The sequence below is a fragment of the Cytobacillus sp. MT66 genome (assembly GCF_058792595.1).
This window is the reverse complement of sequence record NZ_JBXAFB010000002.1, coordinates 238,168-260,324: the sequence shown is the minus strand read 5'-3', so window position 1 is coordinate 260,324 and position 22,157 is coordinate 238,168. Positions and strand designations below refer to the sequence as shown.

24 protein-coding genes, 1 other RNA gene and 1 riboswitch are annotated in these 22,157 nt (G+C 39.5%); of the genes, 10 read left to right on the top strand and 15 right to left on the bottom strand.

Features of this window, described 5'->3' with window-relative positions; all coding sequences use genetic code 11:
• Nucleotides 1–302: 302 nt before the first annotated feature.
• The 3 genes from AC1Q59_RS04555 to AC1Q59_RS04545 form a co-directional block, all read right to left on the bottom strand.
• On the bottom strand, nt 303–440 hold the full coding sequence (locus AC1Q59_RS04555) for a hypothetical protein (protein ID WP_492364606.1): 138 nt from the start codon (nt 438–440) through the stop codon (nt 303–305).
• Between the two features lie 77 nt (nt 441–517).
• Complete coding sequence (locus AC1Q59_RS04550; protein WP_492364605.1) at nt 518–1,831, bottom strand: nucleobase:cation symporter-2 family protein; 1,314 nt, start codon at nt 1,829–1,831, stop codon at nt 518–520.
• Nucleotides 1,828–2,424, bottom strand: a complete 597-nt coding sequence (locus AC1Q59_RS04545; RefSeq protein ID WP_492364604.1) for a xanthine phosphoribosyltransferase — start codon at nt 2,422–2,424, stop codon at nt 1,828–1,830. The genes AC1Q59_RS04550 and AC1Q59_RS04545 overlap by 4 nt, the downstream gene beginning before the upstream one ends.
• A 131-nt stretch (nt 2,425–2,555) precedes the next feature.
• Nucleotides 2,556–2,657, bottom strand: a riboswitch (purine riboswitch).
• A 392-nt stretch (nt 2,658–3,049) separates the two neighbouring features.
• Between AC1Q59_RS04545 and AC1Q59_RS04540 the strand changes: the two genes are divergently transcribed.
• Genes AC1Q59_RS04540 through AC1Q59_RS04530 form a run of 3 tightly spaced genes read left to right on the top strand, consistent with a single transcriptional unit; the run spans nt 3,050 to nt 5,359 of the window.
• Nucleotides 3,050–3,205: a cytochrome c oxidase subunit 2A gene (locus AC1Q59_RS04540; protein WP_492364603.1), complete on the top strand. Its 156-nt coding sequence runs from the start codon at nt 3,050–3,052 to the stop codon at nt 3,203–3,205.
• 22 nt (nt 3,206–3,227) lie between these two features.
• Nucleotides 3,228–3,704 (top strand): cytochrome c oxidase subunit II, encoded by a 477-nt coding sequence (locus AC1Q59_RS04535; RefSeq protein WP_492364602.1) that lies wholly within the window; start codon nt 3,228–3,230, stop codon nt 3,702–3,704.
• Nucleotides 3,704–5,359, top strand: coding sequence for a b(o/a)3-type cytochrome-c oxidase subunit 1 (locus AC1Q59_RS04530; RefSeq protein ID WP_492364601.1), 1,656 nt, complete (start codon nt 3,704–3,706; stop codon nt 5,357–5,359). Before AC1Q59_RS04535 ends, AC1Q59_RS04530 begins: the two co-directional genes overlap by 1 nt.
• A 45-nt stretch (nt 5,360–5,404) precedes the next feature.
• Here AC1Q59_RS04530 and AC1Q59_RS04525 read toward each other — a convergent pair whose 3' ends face one another.
• From AC1Q59_RS04525 to AC1Q59_RS04515, 3 genes are all read right to left on the bottom strand, one after another.
• A complete protein-coding gene (locus AC1Q59_RS04525) occupies nt 5,405–6,322 on the bottom strand; it encodes a DMT family transporter (RefSeq protein WP_492364600.1) in 918 nt (305 codons plus the stop codon).
• Between the two features lie 55 nt (nt 6,323–6,377).
• Nucleotides 6,378–7,892, bottom strand: a complete 1,515-nt coding sequence (locus AC1Q59_RS04520; RefSeq protein ID WP_492364599.1) for a carboxypeptidase M32 — start codon at nt 7,890–7,892, stop codon at nt 6,378–6,380.
• A gap of 174 nt (nt 7,893–8,066) precedes the next feature.
• Nucleotides 8,067–8,300: a DUF2249 domain-containing protein gene (locus AC1Q59_RS04515; protein ID WP_492364598.1), complete on the bottom strand. Its 234-nt coding sequence runs from the start codon at nt 8,298–8,300 to the stop codon at nt 8,067–8,069.
• Nucleotides 8,301–8,489: 189 nt separating this feature from the next.
• Between AC1Q59_RS04515 and AC1Q59_RS04510 the strand changes: the two genes are divergently transcribed.
• The 7 genes from AC1Q59_RS04510 (at nt 8,490) to AC1Q59_RS04480 (ending at nt 12,694) form a co-directional block, all read left to right on the top strand.
• On the top strand, nt 8,490–9,653 hold the full coding sequence (locus AC1Q59_RS04510; protein WP_492364597.1) for an MFS transporter: 1,164 nt from the start codon (nt 8,490–8,492) through the stop codon (nt 9,651–9,653).
• Nucleotides 9,650–9,790: a hypothetical protein gene (locus AC1Q59_RS04505; RefSeq protein ID WP_492364596.1), complete on the top strand. Its 141-nt coding sequence runs from the start codon at nt 9,650–9,652 to the stop codon at nt 9,788–9,790. Before AC1Q59_RS04510 ends, AC1Q59_RS04505 begins: the two co-directional genes overlap by 4 nt.
• A 167-nt stretch (nt 9,791–9,957) precedes the next feature.
• Entirely contained in the window at nt 9,958–10,647 is a 690-nt protein-coding gene (locus AC1Q59_RS04500) for a Crp/Fnr family transcriptional regulator (RefSeq protein WP_492364595.1), read from the top strand.
• 30 nt (nt 10,648–10,677) lie between these two features.
• Nucleotides 10,678–10,911: a DUF2249 domain-containing protein gene (locus AC1Q59_RS04495; RefSeq protein ID WP_492364594.1), complete on the top strand. Its 234-nt coding sequence runs from the start codon at nt 10,678–10,680 to the stop codon at nt 10,909–10,911.
• 5 nt (nt 10,912–10,916) lie between these two features.
• A complete protein-coding gene (locus AC1Q59_RS04490) occupies nt 10,917–11,123 on the top strand; it encodes a DUF2249 domain-containing protein (RefSeq protein WP_492364593.1) in 207 nt (68 codons plus the stop codon).
• 8 nt (nt 11,124–11,131) lie between these two features.
• Nucleotides 11,132–12,382, top strand: coding sequence for a hypothetical protein (locus AC1Q59_RS04485; RefSeq protein ID WP_492364592.1), 1,251 nt, complete (start codon nt 11,132–11,134; stop codon nt 12,380–12,382).
• A 12-nt stretch (nt 12,383–12,394) separates the two neighbouring features.
• Nucleotides 12,395–12,694 (top strand): metal-sulfur cluster assembly factor, encoded by a 300-nt coding sequence (locus AC1Q59_RS04480; RefSeq protein ID WP_492364591.1) that lies wholly within the window; start codon nt 12,395–12,397, stop codon nt 12,692–12,694.
• Between the two features lie 33 nt (nt 12,695–12,727).
• Here AC1Q59_RS04480 and AC1Q59_RS04475 read toward each other — a convergent pair whose 3' ends face one another.
• The 9 genes from AC1Q59_RS04475 to AC1Q59_RS04435 all read right to left on the bottom strand — a co-directional run bounded on the left by AC1Q59_RS04475 (nt 12,728) and on the right by AC1Q59_RS04435 (nt 22,076).
• Nucleotides 12,728–14,653, bottom strand: coding sequence for an ATP-dependent DNA helicase (locus AC1Q59_RS04475; RefSeq protein ID WP_492364590.1), 1,926 nt, complete (start codon nt 14,651–14,653; stop codon nt 12,728–12,730).
• A 157-nt stretch (nt 14,654–14,810) separates the two neighbouring features.
• A complete protein-coding gene (locus AC1Q59_RS04470) occupies nt 14,811–14,978 on the bottom strand; it encodes a hypothetical protein (RefSeq protein WP_492364589.1) in 168 nt (55 codons plus the stop codon).
• Nucleotides 14,979–15,030: 52 nt separating this feature from the next.
• On the bottom strand, nt 15,031–16,176 hold the full coding sequence (locus AC1Q59_RS04465) for a THUMP domain-containing class I SAM-dependent RNA methyltransferase (protein ID WP_492364588.1): 1,146 nt from the start codon (nt 16,174–16,176) through the stop codon (nt 15,031–15,033).
• 128 nt (nt 16,177–16,304) lie between these two features.
• An RNA gene (gene rnpB / locus AC1Q59_RS04460) (RNase P RNA component class B) lies at nt 16,305–16,687 on the bottom strand.
• A 78-nt stretch (nt 16,688–16,765) separates the two neighbouring features.
• Nucleotides 16,766–17,065, bottom strand: coding sequence for a cell division regulator GpsB (gene gpsB / locus AC1Q59_RS04455; protein WP_492364587.1), 300 nt, complete (start codon nt 17,063–17,065; stop codon nt 16,766–16,768).
• A 72-nt stretch (nt 17,066–17,137) separates the two neighbouring features.
• Nucleotides 17,138–17,701, bottom strand: coding sequence for an SLOG family protein (locus AC1Q59_RS04450; protein ID WP_492364586.1), 564 nt, complete (start codon nt 17,699–17,701; stop codon nt 17,138–17,140).
• An 87-nt stretch (nt 17,702–17,788) separates the two neighbouring features.
• Nucleotides 17,789–18,220 (bottom strand): CotD family spore coat protein, encoded by a 432-nt coding sequence (locus AC1Q59_RS04445; RefSeq protein WP_492364585.1) that lies wholly within the window; start codon nt 18,218–18,220, stop codon nt 17,789–17,791.
• Between the two features lie 330 nt (nt 18,221–18,550).
• On the bottom strand, nt 18,551–19,789 hold the full coding sequence (locus AC1Q59_RS04440) for a ribonuclease H-like domain-containing protein (protein WP_492364584.1): 1,239 nt from the start codon (nt 19,787–19,789) through the stop codon (nt 18,551–18,553).
• A complete protein-coding gene (locus AC1Q59_RS04435; protein ID WP_492364583.1) occupies nt 19,779–22,076 on the bottom strand; it encodes a DEAD/DEAH box helicase in 2,298 nt (765 codons plus the stop codon). The genes AC1Q59_RS04440 and AC1Q59_RS04435 overlap by 11 nt, the downstream gene beginning before the upstream one ends.
• Between the last annotated feature and the right edge of the window lie 81 nt (nt 22,077–22,157).

Genomic DNA, 22,157 nt, shown 5'->3' with positions numbered 1-22,157 from the left:
AAAAAAAATGCCTCCTCGGGATTCGAGGAAGCAATCTGTTTTGAAGGAGTTATTGTGCACTTTTATTATAAGACTTCTATCGACAAGAATCACCATAAAAATTTTTCCATGGCAGAAAAGCGGAGGCGCCCGTTTAGCGACGTATGGACTGGAGGGCGCCGACTGAGATAAAGGAAACTCGAAAAGAGCGCTAGCGATTCGATGCTGACTTATCGTAGGGAGGTGACCGAAGTACACTAGCCGCTGGGCGCTGGAGCTGGACAATTTTTAAAGTTGCATTACAAAAAAAATCATGCACCAGATCACTCCGGTGCATGACTGCTTGTATTTTGATTTTGAACATCGATAATAATTTTTTTACTGACTTCACAGCCGCATTCTGTACAAGTTATCTGCTCATTGTATAGAAGCCTGCAATGATCACAATAATATTTTTCCATTCCCTACACATCCTATTATCAATGGATAGTAGTATTATATTTTGCAGGCTCGTGCATTGATACTGAAAAATCATATTTTACGAAGCTTTTACTTCTGTTTCCTTAATGGATGACGAGCTGCTGCGCTTAAATTTAATTTCGTTAAACAAGATATTTAGAAAAATAGCTGTTAGGCTTCCAGATACAATACCGCTTTCAGTTAAAATGCGAATATTTTCCGGCATTTGGGCAAATAAACCAGGGACAACAGAAACGCCTAATCCCATACCAACTGAACAAGCAATGATTAAAAGGTTTTCCTGAGAGGAAAAATCAACCCTGCTTAACATCTTTATCCCAGAAGCAACCACCATTCCGAACATAGCGATCATTGCACCGCCAAGAACTGCAGCTGGAATGACCGTTGTTAAAGCGCCAAGCTTTGGAAAAAATCCTAGGAAGATTAACATAGTTGCAGCCACATAAATCACGTTATTGCTGCGCACTCCAGAAATTTGGATCAGACCAACGTTTTGTGAGTAAGTTGTATATGGAAATGAGTTAAAGATACCGCCAAGTATACTTGCTAAACCTTCGGCGCGATATCCATTAACAAGGTCCTTTTCGCCGATATCCTTTTTACAAATATCCCCTAACGCAAAGTAAACCCCTGATGATTCAACAAGACTGACCATCGCTACAAGTGTCATTGTAAGAATAGGAATAATTTCAAAAGTTGGCAGTCCAAAATAGAAAGGTTTTGGCATATGAATGACTGATGCTTCGGAAACAGCACTAAAATCAACCATTCCCATAAAATAAGCTACAATTGTTCCAGCAATTAAACCTAATAAAATAGAAATAGAACGAATAAATCCTTTAGTAAATTTAAAAAGAACGATAATAAACAATAAGGTGCCAAATCCTAAACCAATATTTTGCAAGGAACCAAAATCAGGGCTTCCTTGACCGCCTGCAAAATTATTCATCGCTACAGGCACAAGTGTAATACCTATAATTGTTACAACAGAGCCAGTTACAACTGGCGGGAAAAACCGGACAAGTTTGCCGAAATACTTAGATATTAAAATAATAATTAAGCCTGAAACAATAATGGAACCGTAAATAGATGAAATCCCATATTGATTGCCAATGGCAACGATTGGACCAACTGCGGTAAAAGTACAGCCCAGAACAATCGGAAGTCCTATCCCAAAATATTTATTTCGCCAAACCTGTAGGATTGTGGCTAATCCGCTTGTCAAAATGTCAATTGATACAAGGTATGTCAGCTGCTCTCCGGTCAGCCCGATGGCTCCGCCGATAATTAACGGTACAATGACTGCACCTGCATACATCGCTAAAACATGCTGGATTCCAAGTGATGTGATTTTAAATGGATGATGTTTCATATAAGGACGTCCTCCGTTTGATTAGAAATAAATGTTACCTTCCCGTCTGTAAGTCCGCTGATTCTTGCAAGCGATTCTACACGATAGCCTTTTTCACGAAGAAGATCCCCGCCTTCCTGGAAGCCTTTTTCAATAACGATTCCGATTCCGCTGGTATGTGCTTTGGCCTGCTTGACAATATCGACAAGTCCGAGAGCTGCCTGTCCATTTGCCAAGAAATCATCGATGACTAAAACCCGGTCGGATTTATTTAAAAATTTCTTTGAAACCGAAATCTCATTGGATTCCTGTTTTGTAAAGGAATAGACGGACGCTGTGTAAAGCTCATTAATCAGTGTCAATGATTTTTTCTTCCTTGCAAAAATAACTGGCACTTCTAAGAACAAACCTGCCATCACAGAAGGGGCAATCCCAGAGGATTCAATCGTTAAAATTTTTGTAATTCCTTCATCCTTAAATCTTTTGGCAAATTCTTTGCCGATTTCCTGCATAAGGAACGGGTCAATTTGATGGTTTAGAAATGAGTCTACTTTTAAAACCGAGTCAGATAATACGATTCCCTCAGTTAAAATTTTCTCTTTTAAAAGCTTCATTATGCTCCTCCTATGTTAAGGGTTATCTAAAAAACAAAAAAGCCTCAAAGACACTGCATCACTCTTTATGAAATATGAGTGAAGCAATGACCTTGAGGCATAGCTGTGATGATAGCATTAAAAACATCACAAAATTATCATTGCTCACCCATAGTCGGATTCTTTACGGGAACCCGGTAGAAACTTACGAGCCATATTCTCGTGATTATATGAGTGAATGTCTATTAAATTTGATATAGCCATTATAGCACGCTCGTGATGAAATTCAATATTTTTCGCGAAATTCACGAATTATTTTCGTTAATTTAAACTAAATGTTCGTGATTTCTCTGTTTGTAAAGAATTTATTAGCTGGCCAAAAAACACAATTTTACACGCCTTCACTACTTTTTTTTGTGATATCGTTCACATTTTTTAAAAAATCCTTCACAATTCCTTCACAATTATCACACTCTTACAGTGATTAGCATCACTGTTATATCAATTTTCCACCATTATCATAGTATTTAAGTTATGAATGAACATTTTGTGAAGTGGTAAAAAACCCCTAGATTCTAGGGATTAGTTGAGTATGATGAAAGTGTAATCATTAATTCATCCCAATTTTTGAGAGGAGTGAAGGAAAATGGCGAAAACGGAACTTCAGGAGAAAACGAACACAAAAATTGAAACAGACGAGGGTTCAAATTTGAAAGGAACGTTAGCTTCCGTTTTCCTATTAGGAGCATTCCTAATAGTGACTTGGGTCGGTGTGTACTATTTATACCTAGACCGTTTCTAAAAAATTGAAAGGGGAAAAAGCCATGCATATGCATAAATTTGAAAAAGCCTGGCTCGGATTCGGGATTGGTGCTCTTCTAGTATTTTTAACTGTTATCGGGGTGAGCGCATTCTATCTTGGAAATCAGCCGCCAAGCTGTTTAGCAACCATTGATCCAGAAAAGGTTGATACAACCGCACCATTTAACGAGCCTGGATTAAAAAAAGTGGAAGGAAAGGAATGGGACTATGAATTAGTCTTTGTTGCTTCCGCATTTAATTATAATCCTGGTGAAGTAAAAGTTCCACTTGGAGCTAAAGTAAAAGTAATGGCAACATCAAAGGATGTTGTTCACGGATTTGAAGTTGCCGGAACGAACATAAATATGATGCTTGAACCTGGTTATATCAGTGAACTTGTTACGACATTTGACAAACCGGGCGAATACTTAATCTTATGTAATGAATATTGTGGAATTGGACACCACATGATGTCTTCAAAAATCGAGGTGGTTGAATAATGGCAAGCTTTACTGCTATTCAAAAGGTTGACCGTCGTGACGGCAAATTGGCAATGGCCCATTTCTTTGTAGCATTTATTGCGTTAGCAATCGGAGGATTAGCTGGTTTACTGCAAACGCTCGTCCGTTCAGGAAAGCTTGAGCTTCCTGCTGGAATTGGATATTATCAGATCTTAACCGTTCACGGGGTTGTACTCGGACTTGTATTAACTACATTCTTTATTATGGGATTTCAGCTTGCAGCCGTCAGCAAAACTGCCGGCACTTTGACTGGCCGTCAGCGCAAGGTTGGCTGGATTGGTTTTTGGACCATGACTATTGGTACTGTCATGGCAGCTACGATGGTTCTTTTAAATAAGGCGACAGTTCTTTATACTTTCTATGCCCCATTGCAGGCGCATGCTGTTTATTATCTCGGCTTAACCTTTGTTATTGTGGGAAGCTGGCTTGTTGGCGCAGCTATTATTATGAAATATGCTGAGTGGAGAAGAACAAATCCAGGTCAGCCTAGCCCGCTTCTGACTTTTATGTCACTAGTTAATACCTTAATGTGGATTGTTGCAACAATCGGTGTAGCAGCAACTGTATTGATTCAATTATTGCCTTGGTCTTTAGGTTTAGTAGAAACAGTGAATGTCGGTGTAAGCCGTACCCTATTCTGGTACTTTGGCCACCCGCTCGTATACTTCTGGTTATTGCCAGCTTACATGACTTGGTATGCGATTATTCCAAAGATTATTGGCGGAAAAATATTCTCAGATTCATTAGCACGTATGTCATTTATTCTTTTCCTATTGTTCTCAATACCTGTCGGTTTCCACCACCAGCTATTAGAGCCAGGAATTGACCCAGCATGGAAGTTCTTACAGGTTGTGTTAACATTCCTTGTTGTTATTCCATCATTAATGACTGCATTCAGTTTATTTGCAACCTTCGAAAGCTTCGGCCGCTCTAAAGGGGCAAAAGGTCTATTCGGCTGGATTAAGAAGCTTCCTTGGGGAGATGCGAGATTTACTTTGCCGTTTATCGGAATGGTTTCCTTTATTCCGGCAGGTGCAGGCGGTATTGTCAACGCCTCTCACCAAATGAACCAGGTTGTCCATAACACCATTTGGGTTACTGGTCACTTCCACCTTACAGTTGCTACAGCTGTTGTATTAACTTTCTTTGGTGTAGCTTTCTGGCTTGTTCCGCATTTAACAGGCCGTGTATTTACAAAAAAGATGAACAAACTAGCCTTAATTCAAGGGATCACATGGACAATCGGGATGACATTTATGTCAGGATCCATGCACGCTGCCGGTCTTCTAGGCGCACCACGCCGTTCTTCATTCTCAGAATACGGAGGTTCTGCACAAGCTGCTGAGTGGATTCCATATCAAATTGCACAGGCAGTTGGCGGTTCTATCCTTTTCATCGGCATCATCCTAATGCTTATTATCTTTATCAACCTAGCATTCTTTGCTCCTAAAGGAGATCAGGAATTCCCTGTTGGAGAAGCAGCAAATCCAGCTGAAAAAGCTCCAATGGTATTTGAAAACTGGAAAATCTGGATTGGTATTACAGTAGCACTTATCCTTTTCGCTTATACCATTCCATTTATCGACCTTATTGAAAACGCACCTCCAGGATCAAAGGGATACAAACTCTGGTAACCTTTTAGATAAAAAAAGCTCCGGCAATCGCCGGAGTTTTTTTATTTAGTTAGCTATATCCGTTTTCTCTGTCAGCACTGATCTTCTTTTCCCAAAGTTAAGGTTTACAATAATAACCGAGCATAAAATTAATGCGGCCCCAGCCATTTGAATGATCCCCAAGCTCTCCTGATAAAGCAGTACACCTACTGCCGTAGCGACAACGGGCTCAACGGTTGCAATAACAGCTGCCTTACTCCCCTCTGTTTTCTCAAGTCCCCATGTATAAACTAAAAAGGCTAAGACAGTTGGAATAAATCCTAATCCTGCGCCAAAAAGAATGACCTTCATATTTAATAGCAGATCTATTTTTTCCCACAGATGTGTAAATGGAATTAACGCGATAGCCGCAATGCTGAAGGTATACAGTGTAATTGTAAAGGGTTGGTACTTTCTTAAAGCAAACTTTCCGAAAATCGTATATAATGCATAACCGAAGCCAGACCCCAAGCCAACAATGATTCCGAAAAGAGTAATCTTAGAATCTCCTGATGATACACCTGCAATTAGAAAGCAGCCGATAATCGTACCAATTACTGCGATGATCTTATTTATGCTTAAGCCTTCTTTTAAAAAAATAAATGACAGAATAGTAACAAAAGCCGGTGAAGTATAAAGCAAAATGACCGCCACCGAAATATTCATTTCGCTGATTGCTGTAAAATAACAAAAGTTAAAAAAGACAATACTTAAAATTCCTGTACCGATAAAAAACCTTATATCTGACCATTTTTGCAGCTTCATCTGGTCACGATAACGGAACAGGGCTATAAGCAGAAGAAATACCGCGGCCCAGATAACACGAATAGCCACAATTTCCATCGGTTTAAATCCAAACTCCGCCAATCCTTTTACAAAAACAGCAATAATTCCCCATAGGCTTGCCCCAAATGCAATCATGATATAAGGAAGCAGCTTTTTCATGTTCATCCCCCTAAAAAAAAGGAATGACTTGAAGCCATCCCTTTTAAGTCAAACTTTAGCTTAGCTGATATACTTTGCTATATTTTTCGCTTAAATAATCAATTAAATATTTGGCGTTTAATCCCTCACCTGTTACATCATTTAAAATTTCAAGCGGTTTTTTCATTTTACCATATTGGTGAATATTATCTGTCAGCCATTTTTTAATTGGCTGCAAATCCCCTTCTGCCAAAAGCTCATCAAACTGTGGAATATCCTTTAACATTGCATGTTTAAATTGGGCAGCATACATATACCCTAGGGCATAGGATGGAAAATAGCCAAACATTCCGCCTGCCCAATGTACATCCTGAAGGACGCCGTTTCCATCATGATCAGGCTTTACCCCTAAATACTGTTCATACTTTGCATTCCAAATTTGCGGAAGATCCTTAACCTCTATTTCATCATTAAAGATTGCTTTTTCCAATTCATAACGGATGATGATATGGAGCGGATATGTTAACTCATCTGCCTCAATACGAATCAGTGATGGCTTAGATTCATTGATCGCCCGAAAATAATCATCCACATTAACTTCATCAAACTGGCCATCTGCATATGATTTTAATAGATCATAATTCTTCCTCCAAAAGGATTCATTTCGGCCGACAAAGTTTTCATAGAAGAGCGACTGTGATTCATGGATTCCCATGGAAGTTCCATCACATAATAGAGTTCCATTTAATTCTGATGCAATATTTTGCTCATAGATACCATGACCGCCTTCATGAATCGAACCAAACACGGCCATCCTGAAGTCCTTTTCATCATACCTTGTTGTCACACGTACATCTCCTGAATTAATGCCTGTGGCAAATGGATGAACTGTTTCATCTAATCGGCCAGCATTGAAGTCGTAGCCAATTTGCTTTAATATCTCAATAATTAATTCGCGCTGTTTTTCCTTTGGAAAATGGGCAAACAAAAAAGATGTATCTGGCTTATGCTTTGATTCAGCAATTTTTTGCACGAGCGGAACAATGTTTTCACGAAGCTGGCTAAAGACCTTATCTAAAACATCAACAGTGATGCCTGGTTCGTACATATCCAGTAAGGTATTATACTTATTTCCTTCATAGCCCCAATATCCGATAAAACGCTTGGTCATCTCCACCAACTTTTCCAAATAAGGGCGGAACATCGCAAAATCAGCCTTGGCTCTCGCTTCCTCCCAGACGCTTTCAGCTTTTGACTGCAGAACAACATATTCTTTAAATTCGTCAGCTGGAATCTTTTTGTTGCGGTCATATTCTTTCTGGCATTCTTCCAGCAGTTTTTTTGTTATTTCCGAAAGGCCATTGCCTTCATTTGATAATTTTTCTATGTATTGAGCCATTTTCTCAGATGTAGACATATTAAATACTTCAGACGAAAGAATGCCTACAACCTCCGAACGCTGATCAATGCCTTTTTTTGGCGCCCCGGTCCTCATATCCCAATATATTAACGCTAAAGCTTCATTATAAGCTGAAATCTTTTTTACATATTCAATGAATTCTTTTTCAATATCCATTAATAATTGATCCATGTAAGCATTACCCCCTCATTATTTTCCTCTCCATTTTATCATATTCTTTTGAAAATGCAGTTTAAAATCATTACCGTTTTTTTCCTGCTGACAGAAAAAGGCAGCAGATATATATCTGCTGCCCCTAAATCATTTTTATTTTTGAGGAATACAGTTACGAAATAAGGATTCCTCTTACTTTCTTCCAATTGCAACTTTCCAGGTATCGGGCCCTTCTTCAACGTACTCCCAGGTAAATTGATCTCCTCTTTCCATCATAAACTGATATTGTAATGGTTTTGGATCATGATCATTAACTAAAAGCATATATTCACCAGATTCTAAAGAATCAAAAGTTCTGAAAATCGTTGGGTGCTTCTCACGCGGCGGGTAATCTGGAGCATTAACTGTCTGAGCATATTCTATCATTGTTTTATTCCTCCTTATGATTAACTACAGCCTTATTGTATAAAATCATTATCCTTTCAATAGTGAGTGGTGTCACAGGCTCCCTATGATATTTTCAACAGATTCCTAGTTTGCATTGGCCATTCTCGTTTTTCCGTTAAATAATCGTTATAATAAAGGTAAATAAAATATTTAGACATAGGAGATAGAATGAAACAATTTATTTTATTTCTCGTATTGATTTCTTTTATTGATATGTTTTCCCAGTTGCCGATCATGAGCACATTTGCAAAGGATTTAGGTGCTTCTCCTGCTCTGATTGGATTAACAGTCGGCATGTATTCCTTTACGAATATGTTTGGGAATATTCTAGCTGGTTACTGGATTGACCGGCAGGGTGCAAAAAAGGTCATTATTCTGGGCTTTATTCTAACAGCAGCAGCACTCCTTCTATATACTATAGTGAATCAGCCTGAACAATTGGCAGGTGTTCGTTTTCTTCATGGACTTTTTAGCGGTCTTCTTGTTCCAGCAGCATTTACGATTATTTCCAATAAAGGCAGCAGTGAAAAACAAGGAAAATCAATGGCCATTTCCGGGGTTGCTGTTGGGCTGTCAGCTATAATTGGTCCAGCTTTTGGAGGAATTGTCGCCTCAAAATACAGTGTAGAGTGGGTATTTATTTCTATTTCCATCGCGATGCTACTCGCGGCAATCCTATCCTTTTTTATCCTGCCCCGCGGGAATCCCGATAAAATAACAAGAAAGCTTGAGCGGCCCGCTCACACCCTTTTAGCCATTATTAAGAAGCCATTGCTTGCCATTAGTTTTACTGGAGCATTTGCACTAATGTTTGCCCAAGGAGTGCTTGCCTACATGCTACCGCTTCAAGTGCAATCACTGGATTACGGTTCACAATTCAGCGGGATTCTTCTTAGTACGTTTGGGATTACTGCGATTTTGATTTTCGGTTTGCCAACCAATCGGCTGTTTGACCGCTATGATAATCGGCATATAATGCTGATTGGCATGGCTGTCATCGGAATAGCCCTTGTTATGTTAAGCACTTCGAAAAGTTTGCCATTTTTATTTCTTTGCATGATCATTTACGGAATTGGTTTTGCCTTTTTATTCCCTTCCATTAGTGCCATGCTGGTGAAAAACACTGATCAAAAAACACGGGGCAAGGCTTTCGGACTTTTTTACGCTTTTTTCTCCCTCGGTGTTGTCGCGGGGTCAGCTGTTACAGGTATTCTGGCAGTTTCATATGCAGGAGGTTTCCTTATTGCAGCTGGCATTCTCTTAATTAATACAATTTGGATGTACTTATATTTTAGAAATAAGTCTGCTGTAAAGGAGAGATTAGAGAAATGAGAGAGCTTGTGGGAACCTGCAAATCATGCGGGAAAAATCTTTACTGCATGGATGGTTTTTTTAATGGGGTTTATAATGATAGCCAGGAAACACTGTGTTTTGATTGCTGCGAGGAACAAGAAAAAGAAAAAGAATAAAAAACGTAAAAAACCGCAAATGTCTGTTTGCGGTTTTTTTATTTCCCCTTCAATGAGAATGAGAATCAAAAAAGCATAAAGGTATGATAAAGGTCACTTATATGCTAAACCTCGAGTGCTAAACTAAGTGTACACATAAGAAACATGTGGCTAAGAGGGTGATCTAATTGAGAATAGAGGACATTAAAAAGAGGCTTGAAGCTGTTCCTCTTTTTAAAGAGCTTGATAAGGTTGAAATGGATCATATCATTCAAATTACGCAAACCCGATTCTATAAGAAAAACATCTATGTTTTTATGCAGGGCGATCCGCTTGACCGGATGTTCTTCATCCATTCTGGAAAAATCAAAATCTATAAAACAGATTCCACCGGCAAGGAACAAATTATTGCTTTCTTAGAAAGCGGTGAAATGTTTCCGCACGCAGGACTTTTTCGAAATGGAGGATATCCCGCCCACGCAGAGGTCATGGAGGATGCACAGCTGATCTCCATCCCAAAGACTGAGTTTGAAGAAATTCTGCTTAAAAATCCGCTTGTTTGCATCAAACTTTTTAAGGTATTAGGTGAGAAAATTGTTGAACTGCAAAATCGGCTAGAGGAACAAATTCTTCATAATACTTATGAACAGATCATCATGATGCTTCTGAGGTTATGCAAAACAAACGGAATCAAGGTTAGCCATTTATACAAAATTACAACCCATTTCACGAATCGTGAGCTTGCCAATATGATTGGCACTTCAAGGGAAACTGTCAGCCGGACCATCAATCTGCTGAAGAAAAGACAGTTCCTTTTTACAGATCAAGATGGCTTCTTTTTAGTTGACAAAGAAATCCTTAAACAGGAGATTCTTTAATCTATTATTCACAAAAGGGAGAGATTCAAAATGGAAAACAAATTGATTGAGCTGGATGTCAGAGAAGATATTAAAAATAAATTGGAGCCTTTCCAAAAAATTATGCAGGCTATTACAGGACTGGAAGCTGGTGATGTGTTCATTCTGCATGCACCTTTTAAACCTGCGCCGCTCTTGCCAATTTTAAAAAAGAAGGGCTTTGATTATGAAGCAGAGGAACTTGAAAAAAAACATTGGAAAGTAACATTTACAAAAAGGGGATAAGTAAGATGATCTTAGATAACCGAGGACTTGAGCCTCCACAGCCAATGATGAGAACACTTGAAGCCCTTGAATCTCTTAAGCCGGGCGAAAAATTATCTATTATTAACGACCGCCGCCCGATGTTTCTATACGAACAGCTTGAAGAACGTGGAATAAAACATGTAACAACTCCTCGTGAGGACGGAAGCTTTCTTATTGAAATTACAAAATAAAGAAGGTGATGAAGGTGATACCTTCACAATCAGCTAACGAGACTAATATAAAGCTGCCATTCTCCTTTATTTTTCTTAGCATTATTTCTATTTTAGGCGCACAGGCTTTGCTTTTATTACATGGTGATTCAATTGTAAACGGGCAATTCCGCATCCCCGGCATTTGGTCAGCCGCTCACCTATTTATTTTGGGCTGGGCGCTGATGGTTGCCATGGGAGCTATGTACCAGCTTGTGCCGGTAGCTTTTTTAACACCTATTTGGAGTGAAAAATTTGGGTTTATCCAATTGGCTGTAACCGCTATAGGCACATTCTCATTTGCCCATTTCCTTTTCTATAATCCGCAAAAAGCATTGATCCCTGGAATCATTACGATGATTGGTATATTAATGTTTTTGTTTCAAATGCTAATGACCTTAAGGAAACAGGCAAAGCCAAATATATTAACCCTATATGTCGGGACAGCACTGCTCTGTCTTCTGGCAACGATTTTCCTTGGCGTAACTATGCTGATCAGCATGAAGACAGGTATAGCAAGCAGTCATTATTTAGCTATTTTTAAAAGCCACTTATTGCTTGGGACAACCGGGTGGTTTACACTGCTGATCTTCGGATTTTCTTATAAGATGGTTCCTATGTTTTCCCTATCACACGGATTTACAATGAAACCGGCCAATTATGTTTATCCTGTCTATGTGATTGGATTGCTTACAGCCATTGTTTCATTTTTTATCGAATCCAATACATTGCTAACCATTGCATTATTGCTAATGTTTATTGGATTTACATTATTTATGTACCATATTTCATTAATCATAAAGAAAAAACTTAAGAAAAAGCTTGATCGGCCGTTTACTTTTGCATTAATTTCAATTATCAGCGGCGGAGTGATCCATCTGGCAGCCTTTCTGTCATCATTGTTCGGTGTGTTTAACCAGACTGCTGGCCCTCTGCTGTTCATGTATTTAATATTCTGGATTGCCTTTAGCATTATCGGCTATTTATATAAAATTGTTCCATTCCTATGGTGGACAGCCAAATACAGCAAAGAAATCGGCAAAAAGGAGGTTCCCGCATTAAAGGATATGATTGATGAACGATTAGCTTTACCCGTGTTTGTCTTTATGATCCTTGGAATGGCGGGGGTGGGACTTTCCCTGTTTATCAGCAGCACAGCAGTGTTTTTCCCTAGCCAAATTCTTTTCACTTTAGCTTGCATCTTGTTTTGTGCCGCCATTTTAAAGATTATTACTAAATAAGGAGTGCTAACCATGGAACTTAAAGATAAAGTATTAGAAAACTTAAAAAGAGTACTAGACCCTGAACTTGGCATAAATGTGGTTGATTTAGGTTTAATATATGGAATTGATTTTCCCGAAGAGGAAACTGTCCATATTACAATGACATTAACAACCCCTGGATGTCCGCTTCACGACAGTATTTCAAGCGGGGTCAAATATTCACTTGAGGAATTGGAAGAATTCAAAAATGTTGATGTGGATATCGTCTGGGAACCCGCCTGGTCTCCAGAAAGAATGACACCTGAAGGTTTAAGACAATTAGGAAGATAAAGAGAAGGGCTGTCTAAACGGCAGCCCTTCTTTTTATTCTTCTTTTACATCAGTTGGAAGTACATTTTTAATCATTTCCAAAACATAAGGATTCTCATTTTCCTTCATTAATAGATGAACGTTGCCTTTATCCTCATGCGTACGAATTAATCTGCCTATCCCCTGACGCAAACGCAAAATCATATAAGGCAAGTCTACTTCCCTAAAGGGGTCTTCGGCTCCCTCTCTTTTTGCGGTAAAGACAGGATCATTCGGCGGGAATGGCAATGAGAAAATAAAGACATTTTCAAGGGCTCGCCCTGGTATATCCAACCCTTCCCATAAATGAACTGAACAGAGCACAGAGTTTTCTTCATTTTGAAATTTAGAGACTAACGTACTGATCTCTGCATCCCCTTCGAAATAAACAGGGAAGCCTGTTTTTCCTGCCATAAACATCTTGAACGCTGCTAATTCATCCTTAGATGTAAAAAGGATAAGTGCCCTTCCATGCGTTTTTTCCATTTCCTTGAAGACATATTCAAATTTCTCTTGATTCACGCCTTCTGAAAAGACAGGCATCTTAATCTCCATATTCTCATCATAATCGAATGGAGAGGCAACAGTAAACGAGAGATATTGTTCAATGCCAAGGCTGTTAGCTGTATATTCAAAGGATTTATTTTCTGATAACGTAGCTGATGAGAAAACAAAAGGCTTATTCTGAGAAAAGACCTCTTCCCTCATGATATCCTCGACCATGCGCGGCATAATGACAAGCGTCCTTTCTCCCCCGTGGTCCTCAAACCAGGTGATTCCTTTCAGGTCTTTTAAGAACAAGGAAAGTGAGAAGGATATTTGTTCAAGATATTCCTCAACGATTTTTAAATCGTATTCGTTGATCACATACATTTCACTTTCAAAAACGAGCTCCTCTTCAAGCAAACTGATTAGCTCAAGAAGTTTACGCCCTTCTTTTATTACTTTTGGTGTTTTGCTTATTGTTCTCTTTTCAGAGCCTTGTGTTAACTCTGAGCTTTGATTTAAGGCCATGAAAAAATATTCATTTTGTATAATAGCTTCATCAATAATATTTAATGTAGTTTCCCTGACATCGTTTGCCATCAGCCTTGTTAATAAAGTTTCAAGGTTTTGTTCTGTGAATCGATAGGTCAGAGCTTTTTGGGCTGCATATTCAAGCAGGTGCCCTTCATCGAAGACCACACATGAATGCTCTGGCAATAATGGCAGCTGCCCTTCCCTTTTTCTTGATTCCTTTGTCCAAATATGCTCCATATAAAAATCATGGGAGCAAATAATGATGTCCCTAGCATTACGGTAATAATCCCGATTTAATGTTTGTCCGCACCGATGTCTTTTCTCGCATGTAAAGCAATCCTGCAGCGAGTCCCATGCAACATTATTCCATAGATCATCTGTCAATTCTGGATAGTCCTTGCGATCCCCGTATCTTTGAAAGGTTTGCATCGATGAATTAGCATTTACAAATTCAGGAAGCTGATCATATATCGAATGATAGGCATCATTGTCCTCCAATGCAACCAGCCGATCGAGCTTATTTAGGCATAAATATTGATCCCTTGATTTAGCAAGTCTAACATCAAAATTGAGATCCAATGCCTTTTCCAGCTTAGCAATATCGCCTTCTTTTTTCACCAGCTGTTCAATGAGTGTTTCATCTGCACAGGCAATAATCGCGGGCCTGTTTAAATATCTTGCATAGGCGATGGCATAGAGCAAATAGACAATGGTTTTTCCAGTTCCTACACCCGCTTCAGCAAAGATTACCTTTTTCTCTTTAAATGCCTTTTCCAGCTGAAAGGCCATAAATATTTGTTCATCACGCAGTTCAAAGCCTGTCTCGGGCAGAATATCATAGAAAACATCCCCAATCCATTCGCCAAGCTTTTCATAAAAAGATTCACTTTTGGACACTGCAAATGGAAGCTTGCTTTGCATCCGTACCCCTCCGAAAGAAACTGAATAAAATTAAGCGCTTATTTAAAAGCGCTCATGATTAACAGTTTTAAATTTTACAAGCATCACCCATTTTATCTTAAATTACTTATGGGCTCAAGCAAAAAGAAAAACCTGACCGCAAAAGCCAGGTTTTCATTTATTTTCTTAATGAAGACGAATACGATAGCGCCTGCTGCAATTCACTTTGTGCATTTAATAATTGATTGAGAGCCTCTAATGAACTTCCCTGTTCGTTTTTAATTGCTTCAATCGATCCAGACAGAGCCTGAGAAATTTTAGGAAAATTAATCACAGAATGCTTCATTTCGCTCACTCCTGTTTAATGATATTAATATCATATTCAGGAATTTCCGCTATTATACCCGATCAGTCCGAGGCGGGCGCTTGCCCCAATATTGGTAATAATCCGTTTTTATAAATCCATTAAACAGCTTCCGTTTTTTTGTTGCTTCTTTTCCGTAGAGTTTTTCAAACTCTTCATCTGAAGTAAGAATATAGACAGACCATGTATCTAGAGGAACTAAGACTTTCCCCATTTCTTCATACATTTTTTGTACGGCTGCTTTATCGCCAAGTCTTTCACCATATGGCGGGTTGCCGACAAGAACTCCATATTCCTTTGAAGTTGTAAAATCCTGAATCCTCATTTGCTTAAATTGAATTAAATCACCAAGCCCTGCCTCAAAAGCATTTTCCTCAGCAATTTTGACCATCCGGTGATCAATATCTGATCCGGAAATATCCAGCGGCTGATCATATTTTGCCAAATCCTCTGCTTCGATTCTTGCTTCATCCCAAATTTTCTCCGGAATCCAATGCCAGGCTTCGGATACAAATTCACGATTAAAGCCTGGAGCAATATTTTGCCCGATTAAAGCTGCCTCGATGGGAATTGTTCCAGAACCGCAAAATGGATCAACAAAAGGCTTATCTGGATGCCAATTGGTTAGCATAACTAACGCTGCAGCAAGCGTTTCCTTTATAGGCGCTTCCCCCTGGCCAGTACGATAGCCCCTTTTATGCAGACCGCTTCCTGAAGCATCGATGGTCAAAAGGGCAACATCCTTATGCAAAGAAACTTCAATTTTGTAAAGCGGTCCGTTCTCCTCCAGCCATCCTGTTTTTTTATAATGTGTTTTTAGTTTATCGACAATCGCTTTTTTGACGATAGCCTGACTGTCCGAGACACTGAAAAGCTTTGATTTGACGGATTTCCCCTGTACAGGGAATTCAGCATTCTCAGGCAAATATTCTTCCCATGGCAGAGCCTTCGTCTTTTCAAATAATTCATCGAAAGAAAATGCCTTAAACTCACCGACTTTGATCCGTATTCGATCGGCCGACCGCAGCCACAAATTAGCCCTGGCTATCGCAAGGGCATCACCTTTAAATGAAATTCTGCCGTTTTCTACTGTACAATCATAACCTAATTCACGAACTTCTTTAGCCACCACAGCCTCTAGACCCATCGCAGAGGTGGCAATAATATCATATTTTGTCATAATTTCACCCTTATTTCATTTCATTCTTTTATCATATATGTATTTTTCCTGTAAAACAAGGACAAGAAAAAGAGGCTGTCTTAGACAGCCTCGTATTGTTATCGTATTTAATCTTCCCACTAATAACGTTCTGTAAGCCATGTTTTGTACCTTGGTACTGCAAGCGACCTAAGTCTCGTACTAAGGCGGTAATCATCTATCTACAGGATTGAACCTGTCCTTCTCCTTGTTCATTTCCTAAGAGAAAGTGCCCCTACCATAATTTGGGTTTCTCGCTCGCGGGGTTTACCTCGTTCCACCCTTTTTATTTCTAAAAAGGCTCCGTCACTGTGGCACTTTCAAGGTACTCATACCATATCCTGCATGGACTTAGGTATTTTCCCTGCCGTCAAGCCAGCTTAGCCAGCCTGCCCTAGCTTATGAATTGGCTAGGCACGAACACTACAGGCATCTCAGCCCGTGCGAGCATGGACTTTCCTCTGCATGAAACATGCAGCGATTACCCGAACGCTATTAATGACAAGTTTTATTATATGTAACTTTGTAATTAATAGCAATGGTATTCATTTGGAAAAAATGTTAAAGTTTCTTAGTCATACAATTTACTGCCAAAAACATGCTTTTCCAGATTGGATAGTCTTTTTAATATGTCAAAGTTAGTGGTTCCTGCTGTCTGGGCTGCAGGACGTCTTGATGCATCTTCAAGCTGCTTCTTTAATCTCATATTTTCCTGCTGCAGCTCCTCAATTTCCTGATGAAAGGTTTCGTAATCTTTGATCACCCAATCCAAAAATTTGTCAACCTCTTCTGGCTTGTAGCCTCGCATAGCTGTTTTAAATTCTTTTTCTAAAATATCCTTAGCTGTTAATTTCAATTTATCGGATAACATGACAATCACCTCAAGTATACCATCATCATATCTATTTTTTCAAAGATATGTATTTTTGTCAATTTTTCTTCATTACATTTCAAAATTTTTAAGCTGTTCTTCTTCAACAAGTACCTGAAGATCCTCAAACGAAATAAGGCGGATCTCATAATCGGCTTCTTCCTGCCGGTTCTTTGCCGCTTCATATAAATATTTAGGACTTCCCTCTTTATCAGTGTCATAAAAAAGAAGTAAAGTATCGCTCTTATTCACAAAAAATTGGTTTTTCAGCCGAAATTGCCATGGTTTTTCATATGGCTTGCGTGTAACCGAATCAACAAAGTCTGCTTGTGAAAGGACAAACTCATATATTTCCTTATTTGCTTCGTTCCATTTTTCTTCCTGATTTAAGAATGGAGTAATCACAGCCAGCTGAAGCTCGTGATAGCCTTCAAGCTGCAGATCAAAAACAGTTTCTGCTGCCCAAAGCTCCGTTCCAAGCTGTCCGCTGATAATTACCCACTCTAGGCCCTCTTCCACTAATGCTGTCAGTGCATTTTTTAGAGCTAGTTTTATGTAGGAAACAGCGGGATCATTATTTTTAAATACACCGATTTCAAACGGTTTATACCCCGATACAACTGCAATTTTTGCCAATTTGGCATTCCCCTTCAATCTTTGTTTAGCATAATGGATTCCTATGTAAGAAAACAAGGGCAAAAATGCCCTTGTTTTTAGTATACATTAGTATTTGCATTTTTTCCCGTAGTAGCCTGGCTTTTGTCCTGTATATGCCCCAGCAACTTGGCCTGGTGCCGCTCCAGGGTACATGCCTGGTCCTGCGAATCCTGGTCCTGCAAATCCTGGTCCTGCAGCTCCTGGTCCGAATCCTGGCCCTGCGAATCCTGGTGCTACAGCTCCTGGTCCAAATCCTGGTCCGAATCCCGGTCCAGTAGACGCACCTGCTACAACATTTTGAGCAGTTGGAGGCGTGTTTACAACAGATTGTGTATGCGGGAAATAATGCTGAAACTGAGTGTTAACATGGTTAACTGTAGTAGTATGACTCGGATGAACAACCGGCTGGATATTATTTTGGAACGTATGGTTCACATTACATTTCGGTGGGCATACAATTGCAGGCAAAACATTTGTAGGTCTTGGTCCACAATACATATTACGATCCCCTTTCCTTTTTTTAGTTTTTGTTTACATTAACAGCCTATGAAGAAAGGGGGAATCTTGTACTAATGAAAGAACCTAAATTAAACCCATTTTTTAAATTTATTCATCTATTATTATAGAAAACTATAAAAACTGTCTTTTAAATTTGAGAAAAGAATGGCCGTAAATAAAATCACGATGAAAAACAAAAATAAAATCGTCTTGTACATAAGCACTGCCTCTCTAGTCTAATTAATCTTACACACAGTTCACAATTGTACAGGTTTCATCGTTATGTTTCAACTAGGAAAAGGCAGGTGAATATGTACATTTTTTGAAAGTTCATTGCGTTGATGCAGCGTTTAGTTTCCTTTCTAGCCTATTGATTCGTTTTTCTATTTCTTCATCTGATTTGGAAAAGTTTTCAGCTCTAATTGCATATTGTAAAGCTTTTTCCAAGCTAATTGTCCGATGCTCAAAGATTTTTGACAGTTCTATGCATGCCTCAAGCTGGAGTTTAGGATTTTGACCAAATTCAGCCACATCCTCCCACAGCCCAGCAGCCTCCTCCCAGCGTTTTTCCTTTTTATATTGAAACGCAAGGGCATGTTTTGCTTGATGTGCAACATCTGCATCTCCTCCGGAAATACGGGTAAACATCTTTTCGGCATGTTCAGACTCTCCAATATGAGAAAACCATCTTCCCACCTCATAAAACTCTCTCGATGTTTGCCTATCATCAAGACCTAAGATTTGAAAGGAAAGATGTGTATATAGGCTTATTAAAGATAAAATGTCCATTTCATTGTGCTTTAATATTCCAAGCATCCCTTCCGGGTCTTTTCGTTCAACGAAATCAAAATAAATCATTGGCGCCAAATGCCCAGGTAAGTCATCCTTTCTTTCAAACCCTAAAACTTCCTTTTCTACCACCGAAAGTTTTATTCGATCTAATTTATGCTTCCACATTCTCCTTGCAGCATGGTACAAATCAAAGTGACCATATGGCGGAAGCTTAGGTACATGCTCCTTTATCAGCGTATGCTGCGTTTTCACCTGTGGCCAATCAAAAGATTTGCCATTATAAGTTGCCATTGTTGTATAATCAGCACTTTCTAAAAAACTTTGATATAACGGGACCTCAGCTCCTGGATGCGGAAGGATATGCTGTTTTAACTTAATTTTATCCCCGCAAAGGCTAGCATGTCCTAAAATAAATATTGAGTTCCCAGCTCCTCCGCCAAGCCCAGTTGTCTCTGTATCAAAGAAAAAAAAGCTTTCAGCGCTGTGTCCCGATGCAGAAAGCGGATGTGGGACATCTGACTGGTTCCATTTTTTTACTGCTTCTGAAAATTGAGCAAACGTGTAAATACCATGCTTGTAATCAATCGGATATTCCTTCTCTCGAATAAGACAGTAACTATGATCAAAGTAATAAGGAAAAACACCTTCCTCTTCCCATTTATTCAAGTATGGTATATCTTTTTTTGTTTCTGGCACCACTTTATGGGACTCGGCTTTTCCAGCTGTCTCATGCGACAGATGGGGTTTCAGCCTATTTAATTTATTTTTAATGGACATGCTGCTCACCAGTGCCATGATTGTTTACAAAAAGCGCTAGAATTTGCAGTACATCCCTTTTCGCTGTTTCGTTCGATGTATCCGTCCCAATACAGGAAGGGCAGCCGTTTTCGCAAGGACATTTTTTGACAAGCGCGAGCGCCTCTTGTAATACATATTCAAAATTTCCATAAATTTTTTCACTTAGACCCACTCCGCCAGGATACCTGTCATAAAAAAAGATCGTCGGTTTATCATTATGTGCCGATTTGACCTGCGGAACGACATGAATATCCTGCGGATCACACATAACAAAAAGCGGGGCAATATGCCTTAGAGCATGGGACGCTCCAATTAATCCCTGTTCCAAACGCTCCTGTTTATATTGCAAATATTCCTCGTTAAACGAAAACCAGGCTGAGCTTGTGTGCAGTTCCTCTTCTGGAAGTGAAATTGGGCCAGAACCAATATTTTCATGTGTTTCAAACTTTATTTTTTTAAATATCGTAGCCATTGCCCTTACACTCACATCGCCGTAGCCAATCTCTCCTGCAGCAGCTGTTCTGTGACGGTCCTGTTCAAGGACGGCTAGCGATACAGCCAGATTGGCATCTGTATAGTAATCAGTTTCCACTTCACGGACAAAAGCTTTTTTCTCCTCCCAATCTAGAAGTTCTACCTGATATTGGGTCCCTTGATGCAAATAGATTGCTTCCTCATGTAAAAGGGTCATCGCAGAAAACCTGTCCATTTCTCCAATAACCTTTACACTGCCTCGGATGGTCTGATCAATGATCACAACATTTTCCTGGGAGGCTGAGCGAAGACTGATGTTATGTGCAGGAAATGCGTCGTTCATCCAATAAAATTTATCTCCATTTTCATAAAGAACCCGCTCCTCAGCTAAATATTCAAGGACCTCTTCAGTTTCATAGAAACCAAACCGTTCCCCTTTTTTGAACGGCAATTCATAGGCTGCACATTTAATATGATCTATCAATATGATTAAATTATCTGGATTAATACGCGCCGTTTCAGGGCTCCTATTAAAAAAGTAGTCAGGATGACCAATGACAAATTGATCAAGCGGACTGGAGCTGGCCACCATGATAACCAGTGATTCACCATGACGCCTTCCCGCTCTTCCTGCCTGCTGCCATGAGCTTGCTATCGTTCCAGGATACCCTGTCATGACACATACCTGCAGCTGGCCGATATCAACACCAAGCTCCAGGGCATTTGTACTGACAACTCCGTAAATATCCCCATTCCTTAGGCCTTTTTCAATCTCCCGCCGTTCGGTTGGAAGGTATCCGCCTCTATAGCCGCGAATAGCTTTTGGCCCTAATTTGTGTTTTATCAGCTCTTGTAAATACGTAAGCAATATTTCCACTCTAACTCTGCTTCTGGCAAAGACAATTGTTTGAATTTTATTTTTCAAAAAATGGCCTGCAAGCCTTCTGGCCTCAAGAGTAGCGCTTCTGCGGATATTTAACTGTTTATTGACAATGGGAGGATTATAAAACACAAAATGTTTCCTTCCGCTCGGGGCACCGTTGTTATCAATTAGCTCTACAGGCTTTTCGATTAATTTTTCCGCAAGTTCCAAAGGATTGGCAATGGTAGCTGATGTACAGATAAATGTAGGATCACTGCCATAAAATCGGCAGATCCGCTGTAAACGGCGGATAACATTGGCCACATGGCTGCCAAAAACCCCCCGATAAATATGCAGCTCATCTATGACGACAAATTTTAGGTTTTCAAATAAAGAAACCCATTTTGTGTGGTGCGGCAGAATCGCGGAATGGAGCATATCAGGATTTGTGATGACTACATGCCCTGCTCTGCGGACCTTTTGCCGAATATTTGACGGGGTATCCCCGTCATAGGTATAGCTGTTTATTAATAAACCTGATTCATCGATGATTTCATTGATTTCACTCTTCTGATCCTGTGCCAGTGCCTTAGTCGGAAAAATATAAAGGGCTCTTGCATGAGGATTTTCTGTGATTGTCTGCAAAACAGGAAGATTGTAGCAAAGCGTCTTTCCTGATGCCGTAGGTGTTACGGCCACAATACTTTTCTCTTTTATAGCTGATTCATAGGCAGATTTTTGATGGGTATACAAGCGGGAAATGCCTCTCTTTTCAAGGGCATTTCTTATTGATGGATGTACACTTGCTGGAATTTCCGCCGTTTTGGCTTCTTTTTCGTCAATTGTGTGCCAGCACACAATATTTTTGCTAAACTCTTTATCTATTTTTAATTCATTCATTATTTCATTTAAGGTTTTCCGGACTTTCATGATATTCACCTCATATCTCCTATTTTACCGAATAAGCGTTCGTTTATAAAGGAAAACTTCCTCCCCCTGAATAGGAATTGA

What these genes read in the sequence shown, in the direction of transcription:
- AC1Q59_RS04555 (WP_492364606.1), bottom strand. Translation starts at nt 440, where the DNA reads ATGGAAAAATATTATTGTGATCATTGCAGGCTTCTATACAATGAGCAG.
- AC1Q59_RS04550 (WP_492364605.1), bottom strand. Translation starts at nt 1,831, where the DNA reads ATGAAACATCATCCATTTAAAATCACATCACTTGGAATCCAGCATGTT.
- AC1Q59_RS04545 (WP_492364604.1), bottom strand. Translation starts at nt 2,424, where the DNA reads ATGAAGCTTTTAAAAGAGAAAATTTTAACTGAGGGAATCGTATTATCT.
- AC1Q59_RS04540 (WP_492364603.1), top strand. Translation starts at nt 3,050, where the DNA reads ATGGCGAAAACGGAACTTCAGGAGAAAACGAACACAAAAATTGAAACA.
- AC1Q59_RS04535 (WP_492364602.1), top strand. Translation starts at nt 3,228, where the DNA reads ATGCATATGCATAAATTTGAAAAAGCCTGGCTCGGATTCGGGATTGGT.
- AC1Q59_RS04530 (WP_492364601.1), top strand. Translation starts at nt 3,704, where the DNA reads ATGGCAAGCTTTACTGCTATTCAAAAGGTTGACCGTCGTGACGGCAAA.
- AC1Q59_RS04525 (WP_492364600.1), bottom strand. Translation starts at nt 6,322, where the DNA reads ATGAAAAAGCTGCTTCCTTATATCATGATTGCATTTGGGGCAAGCCTA.
- AC1Q59_RS04520 (WP_492364599.1), bottom strand. Translation starts at nt 7,892, where the DNA reads ATGGATCAATTATTAATGGATATTGAAAAAGAATTCATTGAATATGTA.
- AC1Q59_RS04515 (WP_492364598.1), bottom strand. Translation starts at nt 8,300, where the DNA reads ATGATAGAATATGCTCAGACAGTTAATGCTCCAGATTACCCGCCGCGT.
- AC1Q59_RS04510 (WP_492364597.1), top strand. Translation starts at nt 8,490, where the DNA reads ATGAAACAATTTATTTTATTTCTCGTATTGATTTCTTTTATTGATATG.
- AC1Q59_RS04505 (WP_492364596.1), top strand. Translation starts at nt 9,650, where the DNA reads ATGAGAGAGCTTGTGGGAACCTGCAAATCATGCGGGAAAAATCTTTAC.
- AC1Q59_RS04495 (WP_492364594.1), top strand. Translation starts at nt 10,678, where the DNA reads ATGGAAAACAAATTGATTGAGCTGGATGTCAGAGAAGATATTAAAAAT.
- AC1Q59_RS04490 (WP_492364593.1), top strand. Translation starts at nt 10,917, where the DNA reads ATGATCTTAGATAACCGAGGACTTGAGCCTCCACAGCCAATGATGAGA.
- AC1Q59_RS04485 (WP_492364592.1), top strand. Translation starts at nt 11,132, where the DNA reads ATGAAGGTGATACCTTCACAATCAGCTAACGAGACTAATATAAAGCTG.
- AC1Q59_RS04480 (WP_492364591.1), top strand. Translation starts at nt 12,395, where the DNA reads ATGGAACTTAAAGATAAAGTATTAGAAAACTTAAAAAGAGTACTAGAC.
- AC1Q59_RS04475 (WP_492364590.1), bottom strand. Translation starts at nt 14,653, where the DNA reads ATGCAAAGCAAGCTTCCATTTGCAGTGTCCAAAAGTGAATCTTTTTAT.
- AC1Q59_RS04470 (WP_492364589.1), bottom strand. Translation starts at nt 14,978, where the DNA reads ATGAAGCATTCTGTGATTAATTTTCCTAAAATTTCTCAGGCTCTGTCT.
- AC1Q59_RS04465 (WP_492364588.1), bottom strand. Translation starts at nt 16,176, where the DNA reads ATGACAAAATATGATATTATTGCCACCTCTGCGATGGGTCTAGAGGCT.
- gpsB (WP_492364587.1), bottom strand. Translation starts at nt 17,065, where the DNA reads ATGTTATCCGATAAATTGAAATTAACAGCTAAGGATATTTTAGAAAAA.
- AC1Q59_RS04445 (WP_492364585.1), bottom strand. Translation starts at nt 18,220, where the DNA reads ATGTATTGTGGACCAAGACCTACAAATGTTTTGCCTGCAATTGTATGC.
- AC1Q59_RS04440 (WP_492364584.1), bottom strand. Translation starts at nt 19,789, where the DNA reads ATGTCCATTAAAAATAAATTAAATAGGCTGAAACCCCATCTGTCGCAT.
- AC1Q59_RS04435 (WP_492364583.1), bottom strand. Translation starts at nt 22,076, where the DNA reads ATGAAAGTCCGGAAAACCTTAAATGAAATAATGAATGAATTAAAAATA.